Genomic DNA, 22,463 nt, shown 5'->3' on the forward strand with positions numbered 1-22,463 from the left:
AACTTAGAACTCCAGCCCGCCTTCACGAGCAGCATCAGCCAGCGCCTTGACGCGGCCGTGGTACTTGAAGCCAGAACGGTCGAAAGCCACTTGTGATACGCCGGCGGCTTTCGCACGCTCAGCAACCAGCTGGCCAACCTTAGTGGCCGCGTCGATGTTGCCAGTGGCACCATCACGCAGTTCTTTGTCCAAAGTCGAGGCGCTCGCCAGGACTTTGCTGCCGTCGGCCGAAATGACCTGGGCATAAATGTGCTGCGAAGAGCGGTGCACGCAGAGACGCACGACTTCTAGCTCGTGCATTTTCAGGCGTGCTTTGCGAGCGCGACGCAGTCGGGTAACTTTTTTGACGGTCATTTGCTATGCCCTACTTCTTCTTGGCTTCTTTACGGCGGACGACTTCGTCTGCGTAACGCACACCTTTGCCTTTGTACGGCTCAGGACGGCGGAAGTCGCGGATCTCAGCGGCCACTTGACCAACCAACTGCTTGTCGATACCTCGGATGAAGATATCGGTCTGGTTGGGAGTCTCAGCGGTGATGCCTTCCGGCAGGTCGTAATCCACTGGGTGCGAGAAGCCAAGAGCCAGGTTCAGCACTGTGCCTTTTGCTTGCGCTTTGTAACCAACACCGACCAGCTGGAGCTTACGCTCGAAGCCTTGGCTTACGCCCTGGACCATGTTGTTAACCAGTGCACGAGTGGTGCCGGCCATTGCGCGAGTCTGTTGATCGCCATTGCGAGCAGCGAAACGCAGCTCACCAGCTTCTTCAACAATCTCAACGGACGAATGGATGTTCAGATCTAGAGTGCCTTTGGCGCCCTTCACCGAAAGCTGCTGGCCGACGAGTTTAACTTCGACGCCTGCTGGCAACTTAACGGGGTTCTTAGCTACGCGTGACATGCTTATCCCCCCTTAGAACACTGTGCAAAGCACTTCGCCGCCGACACCGGCAGCGCGCGCAGCACGATCCGTCATCACACCTTTGCTGGTGGAGACGATAGACACACCGAGACCGCCACGAACTTTTGGCAGATCATCGACGGACTTGTACTGACGCAGGCCTGGACGGCTTACGCGCTTCACTTCTTCGATGACTGGACGGCCTTCGAAGTACTTCAGCTCGATAGACAACAGCGGTTTTGTTTCGCTGCTGATCTGATAACCCGCAATGTAACCTTCGTCTTTCAGGACTTTGGCTACAGCAACCTTCACAGTGGAAGATGGCATGCTTACGACGGGCTTTTCAGCCATCTGGGCATTACGGATACGAGTTAGCATGTCCGCTAACGGGTCCTGCATACTCATGGGCTAGACGCTCCTAATACAAAATAATTAGCCTTGCGGCTACAGCTTATCGCCGAGAATTCCGGGCAAATGAAAAACACGGGCTCAGGCGAGCCGGCAATTCTAGGCGTACCCCGGAAATGAATCAAGCCCCAATAGGGGCTTGATTCAAATTCAGGCTTGATTCCGACCAATCGCTTGCACGATAAGCCGGAACTTCGCGTGAAAGGCGTATTACCAGCTGGCTTTAACCAGACCTGGCACATCACCACGCATTGCAGCTTCACGCAGCTTGTTACGGCCAAGGCCGAACTTGCGGTAAACGCCGTGCGGACGACCAGTGATGCGGCAGCGGTTACGCATGCGCGAAGCGCTTGCGTCACGTGGCTGCTTCTGCAGAGCTACGGTAGCTTCCCAACGCGCTTCTGGACTTGCGTTCAGATCAACGATGATTGCTTTGAGCGCTGCACGCTTGGTGGCGTACTTGGCAACGGTGAGCTGACGCTTCAGCTCACGGTTCTTCATGCTCTTCTTGGCCATTTTCCTACTCCAATCAGTTGCGGAACGGGAATTTGAAAGCACGCAGCAGAGCGCGGCCTTCGTCATCGTTCTTGGCAGTGGTGGTCAGGGTAATGTCCAGACCGCGGAGAGCATCGATCTTGTCGTAATCGATTTCCGGGAAAATGATCTGCTCTTTTACGCCCATGCTGTAGTTACCACGACCATCGAAGGACTTGGCATTCAGGCCGCGGAAGTCGCGAACCCGAGGCAGGGAGATCGAAAGCAGACGATCCAGGAATTCATACATACGATCGCGGCGCAGAGTCACTTTGACGCCGATCGGCCAACCTTCACGGACTTTAAAGCCAGCGATGGATTTCCGAGCGTAAGTCACAACGACTTTTTGACCGGTGATCTTTTCCAGGTCAGCAACAGCGTGCTCGATGACTTTTTTGTCGCCGATCGCTTCGCCCAGACCCATGTTCAGGGTGATTTTGGTAACGCGCGGAACTTCCATCACGTTCGCGAGCTTAAGTTCTTCCTTAAGCTTCGGAGCGATTTCCTTCCGGTAAATCTCTTTTAGTCGTGCCATGGTCTTCTACCTAGCAGTGTTCAAGCATCAACCGCTTTTTGGGTCGACTTGAAGACACGAATTTTCTTGCCATCTTCAACTTTGAAACCAACGCGGTCAGCCTTGTTGGTTGCGCCATTGAAAATAGCGACGTTAGAAGCGTGCAGTGGCGCTTCTTTCTCGACGATACCGCCCTGTACGCCCGACATCGGGTTTGGCTTGGTATGACGCTTTACCAGGTTGATCCCACCAACGACCAGACGGTCGTCAGCGAGAACCTTGAGCACCTTACCGCGCTTACCTTTGTCTTTGCCGGCGATCACGATGATCTCGTCGTCACGACGAATCTTTTGCATGTCGGATCTCCTTACAGCACTTCTGGGGCGAGCGAGACGATCTTCATGAACTTCTCAGTACGAAGTTCACGGGTCACTGGCCCAAAGATACGGGTGCCGATCGGCTCTTGCTTGTTGTTCAAAAGAACAGCAGCGTTGCCATCAAAGCGGATGATGGAGCCGTCAGCACGACGAACGCCATGGCGAGTGCGGACTACAACAGCAGTCATCACTTGGCCTTTCTTCACCTTACCGCGAGGAATTGCTTCCTTGACGGTAACTTTGATGATGTCACCGATACCAGCGTAACGACGATGGGAGCCACCCAGCACCTTGATGCACATAACGCGGCGTGCGCCGCTGTTATCGGCCACATCGAGCATGGATTGAGTCTGAATCATATAATTTCTCCGACCCCTAGTCCTTAGACTTCCACAGCGCGTTCGAGAATATCAACCAGTGCCCAAGACTTGGTCTTGGCTACAGGACGAGTTTCACGAATCGTGACTTTGTCGCCGATGTGGCATTGATTGGTTTCGTCGTGCGCGTGCAGCTTAGTCGAACGCTTAACATATTTACCGTAGATCGGGTGCTTAACGCGACGCTCGATCAGAACGGTGATGGTCTTGTCCATCTTGTCGCTGACAACACGGCCAGTCAGCGTACGGACGGTTTTTTCGGCTTCAGCCATGATTACTTACCTGCCTGCTGGTTGAGCACAGTCTTCACGCGAGCGATGTCACGCTTAACTTGCGAGAGCAGGTGAGACTGCCCCAACTGGCCAGTTGCTTTCTGCATACGCAGATTGAACTGGTCGCGCAGCAGGCCGAGCAGTTGCTCGTTCAGCTGCTGTGCTGATTTTTCACGAAGTTCATTCGCTTTCATCACATCACCGTCCGTTTAACAAAGGAGGTGGCGAGCGGCAGCTTTGCAGCAGCCAGGGCGAAAGCCTCACGCGCCAGCTCTTCAGAAACACCCTCGATTTCATACAGGACTTTGCCTGGCTGAATCTGGGCAACCCAGTACTCCACGTTACCCTTACCTTTACCCATACGAACTTCGAGGGGCTTTTTGGTTACAGGCTTGTCCGGGAATACACGGATCCAGATTTTACCGCCACGTTTAACGTGACGGGTCAGAGCACGACGCGCTGACTCAATCTGACGGGCAGTGAGACGACCACGAGCAACAGACTTCAGCGCATATTCGCCGAAGCTGACTTTGCTACCGCGCAATGCCAAGCCACGGTTGTGGCCAGTCATCTGCTTGCGGAACTTCGTACGCTTTGGTTGCAACATTTGGCGTACCCCTTACTTAGCAGCTTTTTTACGAGGCGCAGGTGCTTGTGGTTTCAGTTCTTCTTGGCGACCACCAATTACTTCGCCTTTGAAGATCCAAACCTTTACACCGATCACACCGTAAGTGGTGTGAGCTTCGTAGTTGGCATAGTCGATGTCGGCACGCAGGGTGTGCAAAGGCACACGACCTTCGCGATACCATTCAGTACGTGCGATTTCAGCACCGCCGAGACGACCGCTCACTTGGATTTTGATGCCTTTGGCACCAATGCGCATGGCGTTCTGTACAGCGCGCTTCATAGCGCGACGGAACATAACGCGACGCTCCAGCTGCTGAGCTACGCTCTGCGCAACCAACATACCGTCGAGCTCCGGCTTGCGGATTTCTTCGATATTGATGTGCACAGGCACACCCATTTGCTTGGTCAGGTCCTGACGCAGTTTCTCAACATCTTCACCTTTCTTCCCGATAACGATACCAGGACGAGCAGTGTGGATGGTGATACGTGCTGTCTGAGCCGGACGATGGATATCGATACGGCTTACGGACGCGCTTTTTAATTTGTCTTGGAGATACTCACGCACTTTCAGATCAGCGAACAAATAGTCCGCATAAGTCCGACCGTCTGCGTACCAGACGGAGGTGTGCTCCTTGACGATTCCCAGGCGAATGCCAATGGGATGTACTTTCTGACCCATCTCTTCGACTCCGTTACTTGTCAGCAACCTTGACAGTGATATGGCAAGACCGCTTGACGATGCGATCAGCACGGCCTTTGGCACGTGGCATGATGCGCTTCAGCGAACGCCCTTCGTTGACGAAAACGGTGGAGACCCGGAGGTCATCAACGTCTGCGCCTTCGTTATGCTCGGCGTTGGCTACAGCCGACTCCAGCACTTTCTTCAGGATCTCGGCAGCTTTCTTGTTGCTGAAAGCCAACAGGTTGAGCGCTTCGCCCACCTTCTTCCCGCGGATCTGGTCGGCGACCAAGCGGGTTTTCTGGGCGGAGATTCGAGCGCCCGACAACTTAGCGGCTACTTCCATCGTTCCTTACCCCTTAACGCTTGGCTTTCTTGTCTGCCACGTGCCCACGATAAGTGCGGGTACCGGCAAACTCGCCTAGTTTATGGCCGACCATGTCTTCGTTCACGAGAACTGGAACATGTTGGCGACCGTTATGCACAGCAATGGTCAGACCGACCATTTGTGGCAGGATCATCGAACGACGCGACCAGGTTTTCACCGGTTTGCGATCGTTCTTTTCCGCCGCCACTTCGATCTTCTTCAGTAGGTGAAGATCAATAAAAGGACCTTTTTTCAGAGAACGTGGCACTGTCGTATCCCTCTATTTACTTGCGACGACGGACGATCATTTTGTCGGTACGCTTATTACCACGAGTCTTCGCGCCCTTAGTCGGGAAGCCCCACGGCGATACCGGATGACGACCACCAGAGGTACGACCTTCACCACCACCATGTGGGTGATCAACCGGGTTCATGGCAACACCACGAACGGTTGGGCGAACGCCACGCCAGCGCTTAGCACCAGCTTTACCCAAGGAACGCAGGCTGTGCTCGGAGTTCGAGACTTCGCCCAGCGTTGCACGGCACTCGGAAAGCACTTTACGCATTTCACCGGAACGCAGACGCAGGGTCACGTAGACACCTTCACGAGCGATCAGCTGAGCCGAAGCACCAGCGGAACGAGCGATCTGTGCACCTTTACCTGGCTTCAATTCGATACCGTGAACGGTGCTACCAACTGGAATGTTACGCAGTTGAAGAGCGTTGCCCGGTTTGATTGGAGCCAAAGCGCCTGCAATCAGCTGATCGCCAGCACTCACGCCTTTAGGGGCGATGATGTAGCGACGCTCGCCGTCTGCGTAAAGCAGCAATGCGATGTGAGCAGTACGGTTTGGATCGTATTCGATACGCTCGACAGTGGCAGCGATGCCATCTTTGTCGTTGCGACGGAAATCGACCAGACGATAATGCTGCTTATGACCACCACCGATATGACGGGTAGTAATACGGCCATTGTTGTTACGACCACCAGACTTCGATTTTTTCTCGAGCAGCGGTGCGTGAGGAGCGCCTTTATGCAGCTCCTGGTTGACCACCTTGACCACAAAACGGCGGCCAGGGGAAGTCGGTTTGCATTTAACGATTGCCATGATGCACCCCTTCCTTACTCAGCACTGCTGCTGAAATCGAGATCTTGGCCTGGCTGAAGGGAGATAACTGCCTTCTTCCAGTCATTACGCTTGCCCAGACCGCGAGCAGTGCGCTTGCTCTTACCCAGAACATTCAGGGTAGTAACACGCTCTACTTTCACGCTGAACAGGCTTTCGACGGCCTTCTTGATTTCCAGCTTGGTTGCGTCAGTAGCAACCTTGAAAACGAACTGACCTTTTTTATCTGCGAGAACCGTAGCCTTTTCGGAAACATGCGGGCCAAGCAGAACTTTAAATACGCGTTCCTGGTTCATCCCAGCAGCTCCTCGAATTTCTTCACGGCCGACACAGTGATCAACACTTTGTCGTATGCGATCAGACTAACTGGATCGGAACCTTGTACGTCACGTACATCTACGTGCGGCAGGTTGCGAGCAGCCAGGTACAGATTCTGGTCAACAGCATCAGACACGATCAGGACGTCAGTCAGGCCCATGCCAGTCAGCTTGTTCAGCAGATCTTTGGTTTTCGGTGCTTCAACAGCGAAGTCCTGAACCACGACCAGACGATCAGTACGAACCAGTTCAGCAAGGATGGAGCGCAAAGCTGCGCGATACATCTTCTTGTTGAGCTTCTGAGAGTGGTCCTGAGGACGTGCTGCGAAAGTGGTACCGCCGCCACGCCAGATTGGGCTACGGATAGTACCGGCACGAGCACGGCCAGTACCCTTCTGACGCCATGGACGCTTACCGCCACCACGAACATCGGAACGGGTCTTTTGCTGCTTGGTGCCCTGACGACCGCCAGCCATGTAGGCTACGACTGCCTGGTGAACCAGTGTCTCGTTGAACTCGCCGCCAAATGTCAGTTCGGAAACTTCGATTGCTTGAGCGTCATTTACATTTAATTGCATGTCAGCTTCCCCTTAACCGCGAGCCTTGGCTGCTGGACGTACAACCAGGTTGCCGCCAGTAGCGCCAGGAACAGCGCCCTTGACCAACAACAGATTGCGTTCAGCGTCCACGCGCACTACTTCCAGGGACTGCACGGTCACGCGCTCAGCGCCCATATGACCGGACATTTTTTTGCCCTTGAATACACGACCAGGAGTCTGGCACTGGCCGATAGAGCCTGGGACGCGGTGGGATACGGAGTTACCGTGGGTGTTATCTTGCCCGCGGAAATTCCAACGCTTGATCGTACCCTGGAAGCCTTTACCCTTGGACTGACCGGTTACATCAACCAGTTGACCAGCAGCGAAGATTTCAGCGTTGATCAGGTCGCCTGCTTGGTACTCGCCTTCTTCAAGACGGAATTCCATGACGGCACGACCAGCGGCAACGTTCGCTTTAGCGAAGTGGCCAGCTTGAGCAGCTGTAACACGCGAAGCACGACGCTCGCCTACAGTGACTTGCACTGCACGATAGCCATCGGTCTCTTCAGTTTTGAACTGGGTGACGCGATTCGGCTCGATCTCAATGACCGTAACCGGAATGGAGACACCTTCTTCGGTGAAAATACGGGTCATACCGCATTTACGACCGACTACACCAATAGTCATGTTGTAAACCTCATGAGTGTACGGGGCTTTCACCCGCTATGGCCGCCCATTTCAGAGCGTTACACGACTAAGACCCAAGTCTTAGCCGAGGCTGATCTGCACTTCCACACCGGCTGCAAGATCAAGCTTCATAAGCGCGTCAACGGTTTTATCCGTTGGCTGGACGATATCCAGAACGCGTTTATGAGTACGGATCTCGTACTGGTCGCGCGCGTCTTTGTTGACGTGCGGGGAAACCAGAACGGTGAACCGCTCTTTACGTGTCGGCAGTGGGATTGGACCACGCACCTGAGCACCAGTACGCTTCGCGGTTTCCACGATTTCCTGGGTGGATTGGTCGATCAGGCGATGGTCAAAAGCCTTCAACCTGATACGGATTTGCTGGTTTTGCATTGGATTCAGACTCCAGATTGCTGTTCCCACCGAGCGCAATACGCCCGTTAAAAGGAGGCGCAATTCTATAGACGAGGTAACGGGGTGTCAACCCAATAAAAAAAGCCCCCGCAAGCGGAGGCTTTTTTTCAAATCATTGCTTACGCGATGATTTTGGCTACGACGCCAGCGCCGACGGTACGACCGCCTTCACGAATTGCGAAACGCAGACCATCTTCCATTGCGATTGGCTTGATCAGGGTAACGCTAACTTTCACGTTATCACCTGGCATAACCATCTCAACGCCTTCCGGCAGTTCGCAGCTACCAGTTACGTCGGTAGTACGGAAGTAGAACTGTGGACGGTAGCCTTTGAAGAAAGGAGTGTGACGACCGCCTTCTTCTTTGCTCAGAACGTAGATTTCAGCTTCGAACTGAGTGTGCGGCTTAACAGTGCCTGGCTTAACCAGAACCTGACCACGCTCAACGTCGTCACGCTTGGTGCCACGCAGCAGAACGCCACAGTTCTCACCAGCACGACCTTCGTCAAGCAGCTTGCGGAACATCTCAACGCCAGTGCAAGTAGTTTTAGTGGTGTCACGCAGACCCACGATCTCTACTTCTTCCTGGATTTTGACGATACCACGCTCAACACGACCAGTAACAACAGTACCGCGACCCGAGATCGAGAATACGTCTTCGATTGGCATCAGGAACGGCTTGTCGATAGCACGAACTGGTTCTGGGATGTAGCTGTCCAGAGTCTCAACCAGTTTCTTGACGGCAGTGGTGCCCATCTCGTTGTCGTCTTGGCCGTTCAGAGCCATCAGAGCAGAACCGATGATGATCGGGGTGTCGTCGCCCGGGAAGTCGTAAGTGCTCAGCAGATCGCGCACTTCCATCTCAACCAGTTCCAGCAGCTCTGCGTCGTCAACCATGTCAGCCTTGTTCAGGAAGACAACGATGTACGGAACGCCAACCTGACGGGACAGCAGGATGTGCTCGCGAGTCTGAGGCATCGGGCCGTCAGCAGCCGAACAAACCAGGATAGCGCCGTCCATCTGAGCAGCACCAGTGATCATGTTTTTTACGTAGTCGGCGTGACCTGGGCAGTCAACGTGCGCGTAGTGGCGAACGGCCGAATCGTATTCAACGTGAGCGGTGTTGATGGTGATACCACGTGCTTTTTCTTCTGGCGCGCTGTCGATTTTATCGAAATCGACTTTAGCCGAACCGAAAACTTCGGAGCAAACGCGAGTCAGAGCAGCAGTCAGAGTGGTTTTACCGTGGTCAACGTGACCGATGGTGCCAACGTTGACGTGCGGTTTGTTACGTTCAAATTTTTCTTTAGCCACGACAGTGAACTCCTAGCCTAAAGGGGCTGAAATCAGCCTTGTTTTTTAACGATAGCTTCGACGACATTCGACGGAGCTTCGGAGTATTTGGAGAATTCCATGGAGTAGCTCGCGCGACCCTGAGACATGGAGCGAACGTCGGTCGCATAACCGAACATCTCACCCAACGGTACTTCGGCGCGAATCACTTTGCCAGAAACCGTATCTTCCATACCCTGGATCAGACCGCGACGACGGTTCAGGTCACCCATCACGTCGCCCATGTAGTCCTCAGGTGTAACAACTTCAACCTTCATGATCGGCTCAAGTACAACACCGCCACCTTTGGTAGCCAGTTGCTTGGTCGCCATGGAGGCTGCCACCTTAAACGCCATCTCGTTGGAGTCGACGTCGTGGTAAGAACCATCGAAAACGGTAGCCTTCAGGCCGATCAGCGGATAGCCGGCAACAACACCGTTCTTCATCTGCTCTTCGATACCCTTCTGGATAGCAGGGATGTATTCCTTAGGAACAACACCACCCACTACTTCGTTTACGAATTGCAGACCTTCCTGACCTTCGTCAGCAGGAGCAAAACGGATCCAGCAATGGCCGAACTGACCACGACCGCCGGACTGACGAACGAACTTGCCTTCGATCTCACAAGCCTTCGTGATTTTCTCACGATAGGAAACCTGTGGTTTACCGATGTTGGCTTCAACGTTGAACTCACGGCGCATCCGGTCAACCAGGATGTCCAAGTGCAACTCGCCCATGCCAGAGATGATCGTTTGACCAGTCTCTTCATCAGTTTTTACGCGGAAAGACGGGTCTTCCTGAGCAAGTTTGCCCAGAGCGATACCCATTTTTTCCTGGTCATCCTTGGTCTTAGGCTCAACGGCAACCGAAATAACCGGCTCCGGGAAGTCCATACGAACCAGAATGATTGGCTTGTCAGCCGAGCAGAGGGTATCACCAGTGGTGACGTCCTTCATGCCGATCAGAGCCGCGATGTCACCAGCGCGAACTTCTTTGATCTCTTCACGTGTGTTCGCGTGCATTTGCACCATACGACCAACACGCTCTTTCTTGCCTTTAACCGAGTTGATCACGCCGTCGCCGGAGCTCAACACGCCCGAATAAACACGAGCAAAGGTCAAAGTACCCACGAATGGGTCAGTAGCGATCTTGAACGCCAGAGCCGAGAACGGCTCGTTGTCGTCTGCGTGACGCTCCATTTCAACAGTCTCGTCATCCGGGTCGGAACCCTTGATGGCAGGAATGTCTACAGGCGCAGGCAGGTACTTGATCACTGCGTCGAGAACCAGGGGAACACCCTTGTTCTTGAAGGAAGAACCGCAAACTGCCAGAACGATTTCGCCAGCGATAGTACGCTGACGCAAAGCGCCTTCGATTTCCGCGATGGTGAGCTCTTCACCTTCGAGGTATTTGTTCATCAGCTCTTCGTTGGCTTCAGCGGCAGCCTCAACCATGTTGCTGCGCCACTCGTCAGCCAGCTCTTGCAGCTCAGCCGGGATAGCTTCGCGACGAGGGGCCATGCCCTTGTCAGCGTCATCCCAGTAAACAGCTTCCATGGTCATCAGATCGATCTGACCCTGGAAATTGTCTTCAGAGCCGATAGCCAACTGGATTGGCACCGGAGTGTGACCCAGACGCTGTTTGATCTGACCGATCACGCGCAGGAAGTTCGCACCAGCACGGTCCATCTTGTTCACATAAACAAGACGTGGAACGCCGTATTTGTTGGCTTGACGCCATACGGTTTCCGACTGAGGCTCAACACCCGAAGTACCGCAGAACACAACGACCGCGCCATCGAGTACGCGCAGAGAGCGCTCTACTTCAATAGTGAAGTCAACGTGACCCGGGGTATCGATGATGTTGAAGCGATGTTTTTCGAACTGCTTGACGGAGCCAGCCCAGAATGCCGTCGTAGCAGCGGAAGTAATGGTAATACCCCGCTCCTGCTCTTGCACCATCCAGTCCATGGTCGCGGCGCCATCATGCACCTCGCCCATTTTGTGGTTTACGCCAGTGTAAAAAAGGACGCGCTCGGTGGTGGTGGTTTTACCAGCATCCACGTGAGCAACGATACCGATGTTACGGTAGCGGTTAATCGGAGTAGTACGAGCCATAAAGCCCTCGCAAAATTAGTGACGCTGAAATTAGAAGCGGTAGTGCGAGAAAGCTTTGTTAGCTTCAGCCATACGATGCACGTCTTCACGCTTCTTAACTGCAGCACCTTTACCTTCAGCGGCGTCCAGCAGTTCGCCAGCCAAACGCAGAGCCATAGACTTCTCACCGCGCTTGCGCGCGAAGTCTACCAGCCAGCGCATTGCCAATGCATTACGACGGGACGGACGAACTTCGACCGGAACCTGGTAAGTAGCACCGCCTACACGGCGCGACTTCACTTCGACCAGCGGAGCGATGGCGTCGAGAGCTTTCTCGAAGATTTCCAGGGGATCGCTGTTCTTGCGTTCTTTAACCTTTTCCAGCGCGCCATAAACGATACGCTCGGCAACGGCTTTTTTGCCGCTTTCCATCACGTGGTTCATGAACTTGGCCAGAATTTGGCTTCCGTATTTTGGATCGTCAAGCACTTCGCGCTTGGCTGCTACGCGTCTTCTTGGCATGGATAAGCCCTCAAACGGTCTTCAGGTAGCTCGGGACCACCACTCACTCTGGAGTGCGCCCGACCTTACTCTTATCGACTCAGAAAAATAGAAATCTGCAATTTGTCACAGGAAGCCAAATACTACTTAGGCTTCTTGGTACCGTACTTCGAACGACCCTGGTTACGACCTTTAACGCCGGAAGTATCCAAAGAACCGCGAACGGTGTGATAACGAACACCTGGCAAGTCTTTTACACGACCGCCACGAATCAGTACCACGCTGTGCTCTTGCAGGTTGTGACCTTCACCACCGATGTACGAGGAAACCTCGAAACCGTTGGTCAGGCGCACGCGGCATACTTTACGCAGTGCCGAGTTAGGTTTTTTCGGCGTGGTGGTATACACACGAGTGCATACGCCACGACGTTGCGGGCAGTTCTGCAGCGCAGGTACGTCGGATTTCTCGACGATACGCTTACGCGGCTGACGTACCAGCTGGTTGATAGTTGCCATCTACTAGCTCCACTGTTGTCTTGCGACGCTATTGTCTTGCAAGAAAAGCAAAATGGCAGGACGCGAGTCCCGCCAAATTTAGGGGTACAAGAGTCTAAAGAGGATCCTGTCCCCAGTCAAGACAAAGCCCCGACGTCCTTTCTCGTCAAGCGACAGAATTTACCTGCCACTTGATGAGATTGGAGGCCGAGGCCTTACTCTTTTTTAGTTACCGCTTGAGTTCAACGCTTCAGTCAATGCTGCTTCGACTTCGCTAGCGCTCACACGCAACGGTTTGTCGACTTCACGGCGACGCTTGCGCTCGCTGTGATAAGCCAGACCTGTACCAGCCGGGATCAAACGACCCACAACCACGTTTTCCTTCAGACCGCGCAGATAATCGCGCTTGCCTGTTACTGCTGCTTCGGTCAGTACACGGGTTGTCTCTTGGAAAGACGCCGCGGAGATGAACGACTCAGTGGACAACGAAGCCTTGGTGATACCAAGCAGTACACGGGTGAACTTGGAAACGAATTTCTCTTCCGCGTTCAGACGCTCGTTCTCGACCAGTACGTGAGTCAGCTCCATCTGATCACCTTTGATGAAGGTGGAATCGCCAGACTCGGAGATTTCAACTTTACGCAACATCTGACGCAGAATGGTCTCGATGTGCTTATCGTTGATCTTCACGCCCTGCAGACGGTAAACGTCCTGGATCTCGTTAACGATGTACTTGGCCAGCGCACTTACACCCAGCAGACGCAGGATGTCGTGTGGATCGCTAGGACCGTCGGAGATAACTTCGCCGCGGTTAACCTGTTCGCCTTCGAAGACGTTCAGGTGGCGCCACTTCGGAATCAGCTCTTCGTACGGATCGCTACCATCGTTCGGGGTAATAACCAGACGACGCTTGCCTTTGGTTTCCTTACCGAACGCAATGGTACCGCTGACTTCTGCAAGGATCGACGCCTCTTTCGGACGACGAGCTTCGAACAAGTCGGCAACACGCGGCAGACCACCGGTGATGTCTCGAGTTTTCGAAGTTTCCTGCGGGATACGAGCGATAACATCACCGATCGCAACCTGCACACCATCCGCCACACCAACGAGTGCGTTAGCTGGCAGGAAGTACTGAGCAGGAACGTCAGTACCTGGAAGCAACAGATCCTTGCCATCAACACCAACCATTTTCACAGCCGGGCGAATATCTTTGCCCGCTGCCGGACGGTCTTTGGCATCCAGAACTTCAATGTTGGTCATACCGGTCAATTCGTCTGTCTGACGCTTGATCGTGATGCCCTCTTCCATGCCCACGTAGGTCACGGTACCTTTCATTTCGGTGACGATTGGGTGAGTGTGCGGATCCCACTTGGCCACGATCGAACCTGCGTCGACCTTGTCGCCTTCCTTCACCGAAATCACTGCACCGTAAGGCAGTTTGTAACGCTCACGCTCACGACCGTAGTCATCAGCGATGGCCAGCTCGCCCGAACGGGACACAGCTACCAGGTGGCCGTCTACTCGCTCAACGTGCTTCAGGTTGTGCAGACGGACTGTACCGCCATTTTTCACCTGAACGCTGTCAGCAGCAGAGGTCCGGCTTGCCGCACCACCGATGTGGAATGTACGCATGGTCAGCTGGGTACCCGGCTCACCGATGGACTGGGCAGCAATAACGCCGACCGCTTCACCGATGTTTACCTGGTGACCACGAGCCAGATCACGGCCGTAGCACTTGGCGCAGATGCCGTAACGGGTTTCACAGCTGATCGGCGAACGAACGATTACTTCGTCGATGCTGTTCAGCTCGATGAACTCAACCCACTTCTCGTCTACCAGCGTACCGGCAGGCACGATGACTTCATCGGTGCCAGGCTTGAATACGTCACGGGCGATTACTCGACCCAGTACGCGCTCACCCAATGGCTCAACAACGTCGCCGCCTTCAATGTGTGGAGTCATCAGCAGACCGTGTTCGGTACCGCAGTCGACTTCGGTAACAACCAGATCCTGGGCAACGTCAACCAGACGACGAGTCAGGTAACCGGAGTTAGCTGTCTTCAAGGCGGTATCCGCAAGACCCTTACGAGCACCGTGAGTCGAGATGAAGTACTGAAGTACGCTCAAACCTTCACGGAAGTTCGCGGTGATCGGCGTCTCGATAATCGAGCCGTCCGGCTTAGCCATCAGACCACGCATACCCGCCAACTGACGAATCTGTGCAGCCGAACCCCGTGCACCGGAGTCAGCCATCATGTACATCGAGTTGAAGGATTCCTGATCAACTTCGACGCCGTGACGGTCAATAACGCGCTCTTTGGACAGGTTCGACATCATCGCTTTCGAGACTTCGTCGTTCGCCTTGGACCAAAGGTCGATTACCTTGTTGTACTTCTCGCCCTGAGTTACCAGGCCCGAGGCGTACTGACTTTCGATCTCTTTAACTTCTTCGGTAGCTGCGTCGATGATGCGAGCTTTCTCATCAGGGATAACGAAGTCGTTAACACCAATGGAAACACCCGAAATAGTCGAGTAGGCAAAACCGGTATACATCAACTGGTCAGCGAAGATAACGGTCTCTTTCAGACCAACCACGCGGTAGCACTGGTTGATCAGCTTGGAGATCGCCTTTTTCTTCATTGGCTGGTTGACCACGTCATAAGACAGGCCGGCCGGAACCACCTGGAACAGCAGCGCACGGCCGACAGTGGTGTCGACAATACGGGTGTTCTTGACGCTGCCACCATCACGATCATTGATCGTTTCGTGGATCCGGACTTTAACCTTGGCATGCAGCGCGGCTTCGCCGGCACGGAATACGCGGTCAACTTCCTGCAGATCCGCGAACACACGACCTTCGCCTTTGGCGTTGATCGCTTCACGAGTCATGTAGTACAGACCCAATACAACGTCCTGCGAAGGAACGATGATTGGCTCACCGTTAGCTGGCGACAGAATGTTGTTGGTCGACATCATCAACGCACGCGCTTCAAGCTGGGCTTCCAGCGTCAGCGGTACGTGTACGGCCATCTGGTCGCCGTCGAAGTCGGCGTTGTACGCAGCACAGACCAGAGGGTGCAGCTGAATAGCCTTACCTTCGATCAGTACCGGTTCAAAAGCCTGGATGCCCAGACGGTGAAGCGTTGGCGCACGGTTCAGAAGCACCGGGTGTTCGCGGATGACTTCTGCGAGAACGTCCCAGACTTCCGGCAGCTCGCGCTCAACCATCTTCTTGGCAGCTTTGATAGTCGTGGCAAGGCCACGCATTTCCAGCTTGCCGAAAATGAAAGGCTTGAACAGCTCGAGAGCCATTTTCTTCGGCAGACCGCACTGGTGCAGACGCAGGGTCGGACCAACGGTAATTACCGAACGACCCGAGTAGTCAACACGCTTACCGAGCAAGTTTTGACGGAAACGACCCTGCTTACCCTTGATCATGTCAGCCAGGGACTTCAGCGGACGCTTGTTCGAGCCAGTAATGGCGCGACCGCGACGGCCGTTGTCGAGCAGAGCATCGACAGCTTCCTGCAACATACGCTTTTCGTTGCGCACGATGATGTCCGGAGCGGACAGATCAAGCAGGCGCTTCAAACGGTTGTTACGGTTGATCACTCGACGATACAGATCGTTGAGGTCAGAAGTCGCAAAGCGACCGCCGTCCAGCGGAACCAATGGACGCAGATCTGGCGGCAGAACCGGCAGAACGGTCAAAACCATCCACTCAGGCAGGTTGCCCGAACCCTGGAAGGCTTCCATCAGCTTCAAACGCTTGGACAGCTTCTTGATCTTGGTTTCGGAGTTGGTTTGCGGAATTTCTTCGCGCAGACGACCAATCTCGTGTTCAAGATCGATAGCGTGCAGGAGCTCGCGAACAGCTTCAGCACCCATGCGGGCGTCGAAGTCATCACCGAACTCTTCCAGAGCTTCGAAGTACTGCTCATCATTCAGCAGCTGACCTTTTTCAAGGGTGGTCATGCCTGGATCGATTACGACATAGCTCTCGAAATAGAGAACACGTTCGATATCACGCAGGGTCATGTCCATCAGCAAGCCGATACGGGACGGCAGCGACTTCAGGAACCAGATGTGGGCAACAGGCGATGCCAGTTCGATGTGAGCCATACGCTCACGACGGACCTTGGCCAGTGCAACTTCAACGCCGCACTTCTCGCAGATCACACCACGGTGTTTCAGGCGCTTGTACTTACCGCACAGGCACTCGTAATCCTTGACCGGACCAAAAATCTTGGCGCAGAACAAGCCGTCACGCTCAGGTTTGAACGTACGGTAGTTGATGGTTTCCGGCTTTTTAACTTCACCGAACGACCACGAACGGATCATCTCAGGCGATGCCAATCCAATACGGATTGCATCGAACTCTTCGACTTGACCCTGGTTTTTCAGCAAATTCAGTAGGTCTTTCAAGGCCTTTCCTCCTGGCGGAGCAGAGGGCAGTCATACCGACCCACCCTCGATTCGCGTCACGTGTTATTCGGTTTCCAGATCGATATCGATGCCGAGCGAACGGATTTCTTTGATCAACACGTTGAAGGACTCGGGCATGCCCGGCTCCATACGGTGATCGCCATCCACGATGTTTTTGTACATCTTGGTACGGCCGTTCACATCGTCCGACTTCACTGTGAGCATTTCCTGCAGAGTGTAGGCCGCGCCGTATGCTTCCAGCGCCCACACCTCCATCTCCCCGAAACGCTGACCACCGAACTGAGCCTTACCACCCAGCGGCTGCTGGGTAACGAGGCTGTAAGAACCAGTGGAACGCGCATGCATCTTGTCGTCCACCAAGTGGTTCAGCTTCAGCATGTACATGTAGCCAACGGTAACCGGACGCTCGAACTTGTTGCCGGTGCGACCATCGAACAGCTGCATCTGGCCGCTCTCTGGCATATCTGCCAGTTTGAGCATTGCCTTGATTTCAACTTCCTTGGCGCCGTCGAACACAGGCGTAGCCATTGGCACACCATTACGCAGGTTCTTCGCCAGATCCAGGATTTCTTTATCGCTAAAGTCTTCCAGCTTCTCTTGACGGCCACCGATCTCGTTATAGATCTCGGTCAGGAACTTACGCAGTTCAGCAACTTTACGCTGCTCTTCGAGCATGCGGTTGATCTTCTCGCCCAAGCCCTTGGCCGCCAAGCCCAGGTGAGTTTCGAGAATCTGACCAACGTTCATACGCGAAGGAACGCCCAACGGGTTGAGAACGATGTCGACCGGGGTGCCATTGGCATCGTGCGGCATGTCTTCAACCGGCATGATCACAGAGACCACACCTTTGTTACCGTGACGACCGGCCATCTTGTCGCCCGGTTGGATGCGACGACGGATTGCCAGGTAAACCTTGACGATTTTCAGAACGCCTGGAGCCAGGTCATCGCCCTGCTGCAGTTTGCGTTTCTTGTCTTCGAACTTGTCATCCAGAAGACGGCGACGGTCAACGATGTAAGCCTGAGCCTTCTCGAGCTGCTCGTTCAGAGCATCTTCAGCCATGCGCAGTTTGAACCACTGGCCGTGCTCAAGACCGTCGAGAACTTCGTCGGTGATGTCCTGACCTTTCTTCAAGCCAGCGCCGCCTTCGACCTTACGGCCAACCAGAGCGGAACGCAGACGTTCGAAAGTAGCGCCTTCTACGATACGGAACTCTTCGTTCAAGTCCTTGCGGATCTCGTCCAGCTGAGTTTTCTCGATAGAGAGTGCGCGAGCGTCACGCTCAACACCATCACGGGTGAAGACCTGAACGTCAATGACAGTACCCTTGGTACCGGTAGGTACACGCAGGGAGGTGTCTTTAACGTCGCTTGCCTTCTCACCGAAGATAGCACGCAGCAGTTTTTCTTCTGGAGTGAGCTGGGTCTCGCCTTTAGGCGTGACCTTACCTACCAGAATGTCGCCAGCACCAACCTCAGCACCTACGTAAACGATACCGGCTTCGTCCAGTTTGTTCAGTGCAGCTTCACCCACGTTCGGGATGTCTGCAGTGATTTCTTCAGGGCCAAGCTTGGTGTCACGCGCCACACAGGTCAGTTCCTGAATGTGGATCGTGGTGAAACGATCTTCCTGAACAACACGCTCGGACAGGCAGATGGAGTCTTCGAAGTTGAAGCCGTTCCATGCCATGAACGCGATGCGCATGTTCTGACCCAGAGCCAGCTCACCCATATCGGTGGACGGACCATCAGCCATGATGTCGCTACGCTCAACACGATCACCCTTGCTCACCAGCGGACGCTGGTTGATGCAGGTGTTCTGGTTGGAGCGGGTGTACTTGGTCAGGTTGTAGATGTCGACACCAGCTTCACCGGTTTCAACTTCATCATCAGCAACACGAACCACGATACGGCTTGCATCAACAGAGTCGATCACGCCGCCACGACGAGCCACGACGCAAACGCCGGAGTCGCGAGCCACGTTGCGCTCCATGCCAGTACCTACCAGCGGCTTGTCAGCACGCAGAGTAGGAACAGCCTGACGCTGCATGTTGGAACCCATCAACGCACGGTTGGCGTCGTCGTGCTCGAGGAACGGGATCAGCGAGGCCGCAACCGAAACTACCTGCTTCGGCGATACGTCCATCAATGTCACGTCTTCTGGAGCCTTGACGGTGAACTCGTTCAAGTGACGTACGGCAACCAGCTCGTCGATCAGGACCTTCTTGTCGTTCATTGCCGCAGAAGCCTGAGCAATGACGTGATCGGCTTCTTCAATAGCTGAGAGGAAAACGATTTCGTCAGTTACCAGAGCGTCTTTAACAACACGGTACGGACTTTCAAGGAAGCCGTACTGGTTGGTGCGCGCATAAGCAGCCAAGGAGTTGATCAGACCGATGTTCGGACCTTCCGGCGTTTCAATCGGGCATACACGACCGTAGTGAGTCGGGTGTACGTCACGAACTTCAAAGCCAGCACGCTCACGAGTCAAACCACCAGGGCCGAGTGCAGAGACACGACGCTTGTGAGTGATCTCGGAAAGCGGGTTGTTCTGGTCCATGAACTGCGAAAGCTGGCTGGAACCGAAGAACTCTTTAACAGCAGCGGCAACTGGCTTGGCGTTGATCAGGTCCTGAGGCATCAGGCCTTCGCTTTCTGCCATAGACAGACGCTCTTTGACTGCACGCTCAACACGCACCAGGCCAACGCGGAACTGGTTTTCAGCCATCTCGCCAACACAACGAACACGACGGTTACCCAAGTGGTCGATGTCGTCGACGATGCCTTTGCCGTTACGGATATCAACCAGCGTCTTGAGAACGGCGACGATATCTTCTTTGCACAGAACACCCGAACCTTCGATCTCGGTACGACCGATACGACGGTTGAACTTCATCCGGCCAACAGCAGAGAGGTCATAGCGCTCTGGACTGAAGAACAGATTGTTGAACAGAGTCTCTGCTGCATCCTTGGTAGGCGGCTCGCCTGGACGCATCATGCGGTAGATCTCAACCAGCGCTTCGAGTTGATTGCTGGTGGAATCGATCTTCAGCGTGTCAGATACAAACGGACCACAGTCGATATCGTTGGTGTACAACGTTTCGATGCGAACAACCTGAGCCTTGGCGATTTTTGCCAGGATTTCAGTGTTCAGCTCGGTGTTGCACTCAGCAATGATTTCGCCGGTAGCCGGATGCACGATGACCTTGGCAGTGGTGCGACCAAGGACGTAGTCCAGAGGCACTTCCAGTTGCTTGATACCGGCTTTTTCCAGCTGGTTAATATGACGAGCCGTGATACGGCGACCTTGCTCGACAATAACCTTGCCTTTGTCATCCAGGATATCCAGGACGGCAATTTCACCGCGCAGGCGCTGAGGAACCAGTTCCAGACTAAGGTTCTCACCATGAACGTGGAACACGTTGGTGGTGTAGAACGCGTCAAGAACCTGTTCTGTCGTGTAGCCAAGCGCGCGAAGCAATACCGACGCAGGCAGCTTGCGACGACGGTCGATACGGACGAATACACAGTCCTTTGGATCGAACTCGAAGTCCAGCCACGAACCGCGGTAAGGAATGATACGAGCGGAATAAAGCAGCTTGCCGGAGCTGTGCGTCTTGCCGCGGTCGTGGTCGAAGAACACGCCCGGGGAACGGTGCAGCTGGGAAACGATAACGCGCTCGGTACCATTGATAACAAAGGTACCGTTCTCAGTCATCAGGGGGATTTCACCCATGTAGACTTCTTGCTCTTTGATGTCCTTGATCGCTTTGTTCGACGATTCTTTGTCGAAAATGATCAAACGGACTTTTACTCGCAGAGGTACAGCGTAAGTCACACCGCGCAGCACGCACTCTTTGACATCAAATGCCGGTTCGCCCAAGCGATAACCTACATACTCCAGCGCAGCATTGCCGGAGTAGCTGATGATCGGGAAAACGGATTTGAAGGCTGCATGCAGACCGACGTCGCGGAACTGATCTTTGGTAGCTCCCGCTTGCAGGAATTCGCGATACGAATCCAGCTGGATGGCCAGGAGATACGGCACATCCATTACGTCCGGCAACTTGCTAAAGTCCTTGCGGATACGTTTTTTCTCAGTATATGAGTAAGCCATCAGCGTTCCCCAGCTTGGTCACCTGCTTGTTTGGCTCCTCCCGACGGGAGCAGCCAGAAAATCGTGCAAACCCCTTGGTTTGCGCCACCATTACCGGTGGTTTTACACGCTATGAATGCCGGCCGAGCCAGTCATCTATAACGGAAAAAGGCCGGTGGCAAGAGCCACCAGCCATCAGCCTTTCGCTTAACGCTTGGGCTGGACACTCAAAGTCGATACTTACTTCAGCTCGACTTTAGCGCCTGCTTCTTCCAGCGTAGCTTTGGCTTTGTCAGCAGCGTCTTTCGCAACTGCTTCCAGAACCAGAGCTGGTGCGCCGTCAACTACAGCCTTGGCTTCTTTCAAGCCCAGACCGGTCAGCTCACGTACAGCCTTGATGACGTTAACTTTCTTCTCGCCAGCTTCCAGCAGCATGACGTTGAATTCAGTTTGCTCTTCAACAACAGCGGCAGCAGCAGCTGGACCAGCAGAAGCAGCAGCGGCAGTAACACCGAACTTTTCTTCGAATGCTTTGATCAGCTCAACAACCTGCAGAACGGACATTTCGCCAACTGCGTTGAGGATATCGTCTTGAGAGATAGACATGAATCTAATTCCTGAATTGGGGGACGGCCTACGCGACCATCGAAATAAACAAAAATACGCGAAAGGAGGTACGGAGCCTTAGGCTGCGGTAGCTTCTTTTTGGTCGCGAATAGCCGCCAGAGTACGAGCCAACTTGCTGGTAGCGCCTTGAATCACGCTCATCAGCTGGGAAATTGCTTCGTCACGGGTCGGCAAGGTTGCCAGTACGTCGATCTGATTAGCTGCGAGGAACTTGCCCTCGAACGCAGCTGCCTTGATCTCGAACTTATCCTGACCCTTGGCGAACTCTTTGAACAAACGGGCAGCAGCGCCAGGATGTTCGTTGGAGAACGCAATCAGGGTCGGGCCGGTGAACGCATCGTTGAGGACACTGAAATCAGTACCTTCAACAGCGCGCTTGAGCAGGGTGTTACGTACAACACGTACGTAAACGCCAGCTTCACGAGCCTCTTTACGGAGTCCGGTCATTGCGCCTACTGTCACGCCACGGGCATCAGCCACGACAGCAGACAGAGCGACTTTGGCAGCCTCGTTGACTTCAGCGACGATGGCCTTCTTGTCTTCGAGTTTAATTGCCACGGGTTTAACTCCTGCTTGTTACCGTTTCATCTGACCTGAGCCAAATGTCGTTTTGGTGTCTGATTCGGTAAGGAACCGGGAGCACCATCTGCGTAGGCTTGTATTTTAAGACTTGCGCCGCCTACGGTCTTGGATAGCCCCCGCCAGGCAGGGACCCCAATTTTTTCATTGGTGCGGC

Annotated in this window: 26 protein-coding genes; all 26 read right to left on the reverse strand. The window is 54.1% G+C overall.

Annotation, left to right across the window (positions count from 1 at the left end):
- Positions 1 to 3: 3 nt before the first annotated feature.
- Positions 4 to 354 (reverse strand): 50S ribosomal protein L18, encoded by a 351-nt coding sequence (gene rplR / locus K3169_RS27305; RefSeq protein ID WP_027898307.1) that lies wholly within the window; start codon positions 352 to 354, stop codon positions 4 to 6.
- Positions 355 to 364: 10 nt separating this feature from the next.
- A complete protein-coding gene (gene rplF / locus K3169_RS27310) occupies positions 365 to 898 on the reverse strand; it encodes a 50S ribosomal protein L6 (RefSeq protein ID WP_027898306.1) in 534 nt (177 codons plus the stop codon).
- Positions 899 to 910: 12 nt separating this feature from the next.
- On the reverse strand, positions 911 to 1,303 hold the full coding sequence (rpsH, locus tag K3169_RS27315; protein ID WP_027898305.1) for a 30S ribosomal protein S8: 393 nt from the start codon (positions 1,301 to 1,303) through the stop codon (positions 911 to 913).
- Positions 1,304 to 1,516: 213 nt separating this feature from the next.
- Positions 1,517 to 1,822 (reverse strand): 30S ribosomal protein S14, encoded by a 306-nt coding sequence (gene rpsN, locus K3169_RS27320; RefSeq protein ID WP_027898304.1) that lies wholly within the window; start codon positions 1,820 to 1,822, stop codon positions 1,517 to 1,519.
- 13 nt (positions 1,823 to 1,835) lie between these two features.
- Positions 1,836 to 2,375, reverse strand: a complete 540-nt coding sequence (gene rplE / locus K3169_RS27325; protein WP_004883677.1) for a 50S ribosomal protein L5 — start codon at positions 2,373 to 2,375, stop codon at positions 1,836 to 1,838.
- A 20-nt stretch (positions 2,376 to 2,395) separates the two neighbouring features.
- On the reverse strand, positions 2,396 to 2,710 hold the full coding sequence (gene rplX, locus K3169_RS27330) for a 50S ribosomal protein L24 (RefSeq protein ID WP_002555478.1): 315 nt from the start codon (positions 2,708 to 2,710) through the stop codon (positions 2,396 to 2,398).
- Positions 2,711 to 2,721: 11 nt separating this feature from the next.
- The gene (gene rplN, locus K3169_RS27335) at positions 2,722 to 3,090 is read right to left on the reverse strand and encodes a 50S ribosomal protein L14 (RefSeq protein ID WP_002555479.1); all 369 of its coding nucleotides are present in this window, start codon (positions 3,088 to 3,090) and stop codon (positions 2,722 to 2,724) included.
- Between the two features lie 23 nt (positions 3,091 to 3,113).
- Positions 3,114 to 3,380 (reverse strand): 30S ribosomal protein S17, encoded by a 267-nt coding sequence (rpsQ, locus tag K3169_RS27340; RefSeq protein WP_002555480.1) that lies wholly within the window; start codon positions 3,378 to 3,380, stop codon positions 3,114 to 3,116.
- A 2-nt stretch (positions 3,381 to 3,382) separates the two neighbouring features.
- On the reverse strand, positions 3,383 to 3,574 hold the full coding sequence (rpmC, locus tag K3169_RS27345) for a 50S ribosomal protein L29 (RefSeq protein WP_002555481.1): 192 nt from the start codon (positions 3,572 to 3,574) through the stop codon (positions 3,383 to 3,385).
- Complete coding sequence (gene rplP, locus K3169_RS27350; RefSeq protein ID WP_027898303.1) at positions 3,574 to 3,987, reverse strand: 50S ribosomal protein L16; 414 nt, start codon at positions 3,985 to 3,987, stop codon at positions 3,574 to 3,576. Before rplP ends, rpmC begins: the two co-directional genes overlap by 1 nt.
- Before the next feature lie 12 nt (positions 3,988 to 3,999).
- The gene (rpsC, locus tag K3169_RS27355) at positions 4,000 to 4,686 is read right to left on the reverse strand and encodes a 30S ribosomal protein S3 (protein ID WP_003176422.1); all 687 of its coding nucleotides are present in this window, start codon (positions 4,684 to 4,686) and stop codon (positions 4,000 to 4,002) included.
- Positions 4,687 to 4,699: 13 nt separating this feature from the next.
- Positions 4,700 to 5,032, reverse strand: coding sequence for a 50S ribosomal protein L22 (rplV, locus tag K3169_RS27360; protein WP_027898302.1), 333 nt, complete (start codon positions 5,030 to 5,032; stop codon positions 4,700 to 4,702).
- Positions 5,033 to 5,045: 13 nt separating this feature from the next.
- Complete coding sequence (rpsS, locus tag K3169_RS27365; RefSeq protein WP_002555486.1) at positions 5,046 to 5,321, reverse strand: 30S ribosomal protein S19; 276 nt, start codon at positions 5,319 to 5,321, stop codon at positions 5,046 to 5,048.
- A gap of 16 nt (positions 5,322 to 5,337) precedes the next feature.
- Complete coding sequence (gene rplB / locus K3169_RS27370) at positions 5,338 to 6,162, reverse strand: 50S ribosomal protein L2 (protein WP_003317104.1); 825 nt, start codon at positions 6,160 to 6,162, stop codon at positions 5,338 to 5,340.
- Between the two features lie 14 nt (positions 6,163 to 6,176).
- Positions 6,177 to 6,476 (reverse strand): 50S ribosomal protein L23, encoded by a 300-nt coding sequence (gene rplW / locus K3169_RS27375; protein WP_002555488.1) that lies wholly within the window; start codon positions 6,474 to 6,476, stop codon positions 6,177 to 6,179.
- Positions 6,473 to 7,075, reverse strand: a complete 603-nt coding sequence (gene rplD / locus K3169_RS27380) for a 50S ribosomal protein L4 (protein ID WP_020290705.1) — start codon at positions 7,073 to 7,075, stop codon at positions 6,473 to 6,475. Before rplD ends, rplW begins: the two co-directional genes overlap by 4 nt.
- Positions 7,076 to 7,087: 12 nt before the next feature.
- A complete protein-coding gene (rplC, locus tag K3169_RS27385) occupies positions 7,088 to 7,723 on the reverse strand; it encodes a 50S ribosomal protein L3 (protein WP_027898301.1) in 636 nt (211 codons plus the stop codon).
- 81 nt (positions 7,724 to 7,804) lie between these two features.
- On the reverse strand, positions 7,805 to 8,116 hold the full coding sequence (gene rpsJ, locus K3169_RS27390; RefSeq protein ID WP_003186070.1) for a 30S ribosomal protein S10: 312 nt from the start codon (positions 8,114 to 8,116) through the stop codon (positions 7,805 to 7,807).
- Positions 8,117 to 8,256: 140 nt separating this feature from the next.
- Entirely contained in the window at positions 8,257 to 9,450 is a 1,194-nt protein-coding gene (gene tuf, locus K3169_RS27395; protein WP_027898300.1) for an elongation factor Tu, read from the reverse strand.
- Between the two features lie 32 nt (positions 9,451 to 9,482).
- The gene (gene fusA / locus K3169_RS27400; RefSeq protein ID WP_027898299.1) at positions 9,483 to 11,585 is read right to left on the reverse strand and encodes an elongation factor G; all 2,103 of its coding nucleotides are present in this window, start codon (positions 11,583 to 11,585) and stop codon (positions 9,483 to 9,485) included.
- A 30-nt stretch (positions 11,586 to 11,615) separates the two neighbouring features.
- Positions 11,616 to 12,086, reverse strand: coding sequence for a 30S ribosomal protein S7 (gene rpsG / locus K3169_RS27405; RefSeq protein WP_002555493.1), 471 nt, complete (start codon positions 12,084 to 12,086; stop codon positions 11,616 to 11,618).
- A gap of 122 nt (positions 12,087 to 12,208) precedes the next feature.
- Positions 12,209 to 12,580 carry a 30S ribosomal protein S12 gene (rpsL, locus tag K3169_RS27410; protein ID WP_002555494.1) on the reverse strand — a complete coding sequence of 124 codons (372 nt, stop codon included), beginning with the start codon at positions 12,578 to 12,580 and terminating at the stop codon, positions 12,209 to 12,211.
- A gap of 204 nt (positions 12,581 to 12,784) precedes the next feature.
- The gene (rpoC, locus tag K3169_RS27415; RefSeq protein WP_027898298.1) at positions 12,785 to 16,984 is read right to left on the reverse strand and encodes a DNA-directed RNA polymerase subunit beta'; all 4,200 of its coding nucleotides are present in this window, start codon (positions 16,982 to 16,984) and stop codon (positions 12,785 to 12,787) included.
- Between the two features lie 63 nt (positions 16,985 to 17,047).
- Complete coding sequence (rpoB, locus tag K3169_RS27420; protein WP_027898297.1) at positions 17,048 to 21,121, reverse strand: DNA-directed RNA polymerase subunit beta; 4,074 nt, start codon at positions 21,119 to 21,121, stop codon at positions 17,048 to 17,050.
- Positions 21,122 to 21,340: 219 nt separating this feature from the next.
- Positions 21,341 to 21,706, reverse strand: coding sequence for a 50S ribosomal protein L7/L12 (gene rplL, locus K3169_RS27425; protein ID WP_027898296.1), 366 nt, complete (start codon positions 21,704 to 21,706; stop codon positions 21,341 to 21,343).
- A 78-nt stretch (positions 21,707 to 21,784) separates the two neighbouring features.
- Positions 21,785 to 22,285 carry a 50S ribosomal protein L10 gene (gene rplJ / locus K3169_RS27430; RefSeq protein ID WP_027898295.1) on the reverse strand — a complete coding sequence of 167 codons (501 nt, stop codon included), beginning with the start codon at positions 22,283 to 22,285 and terminating at the stop codon, positions 21,785 to 21,787.
- Positions 22,286 to 22,463: the final 178 nt, after the last annotated feature.

It is taken from the genome of Pseudomonas phytophila (assembly GCF_025643095.1).
Lineage (GTDB): Bacteria > Pseudomonadota > Gammaproteobacteria > Pseudomonadales > Pseudomonadaceae > Aquipseudomonas > Aquipseudomonas quasicaspiana.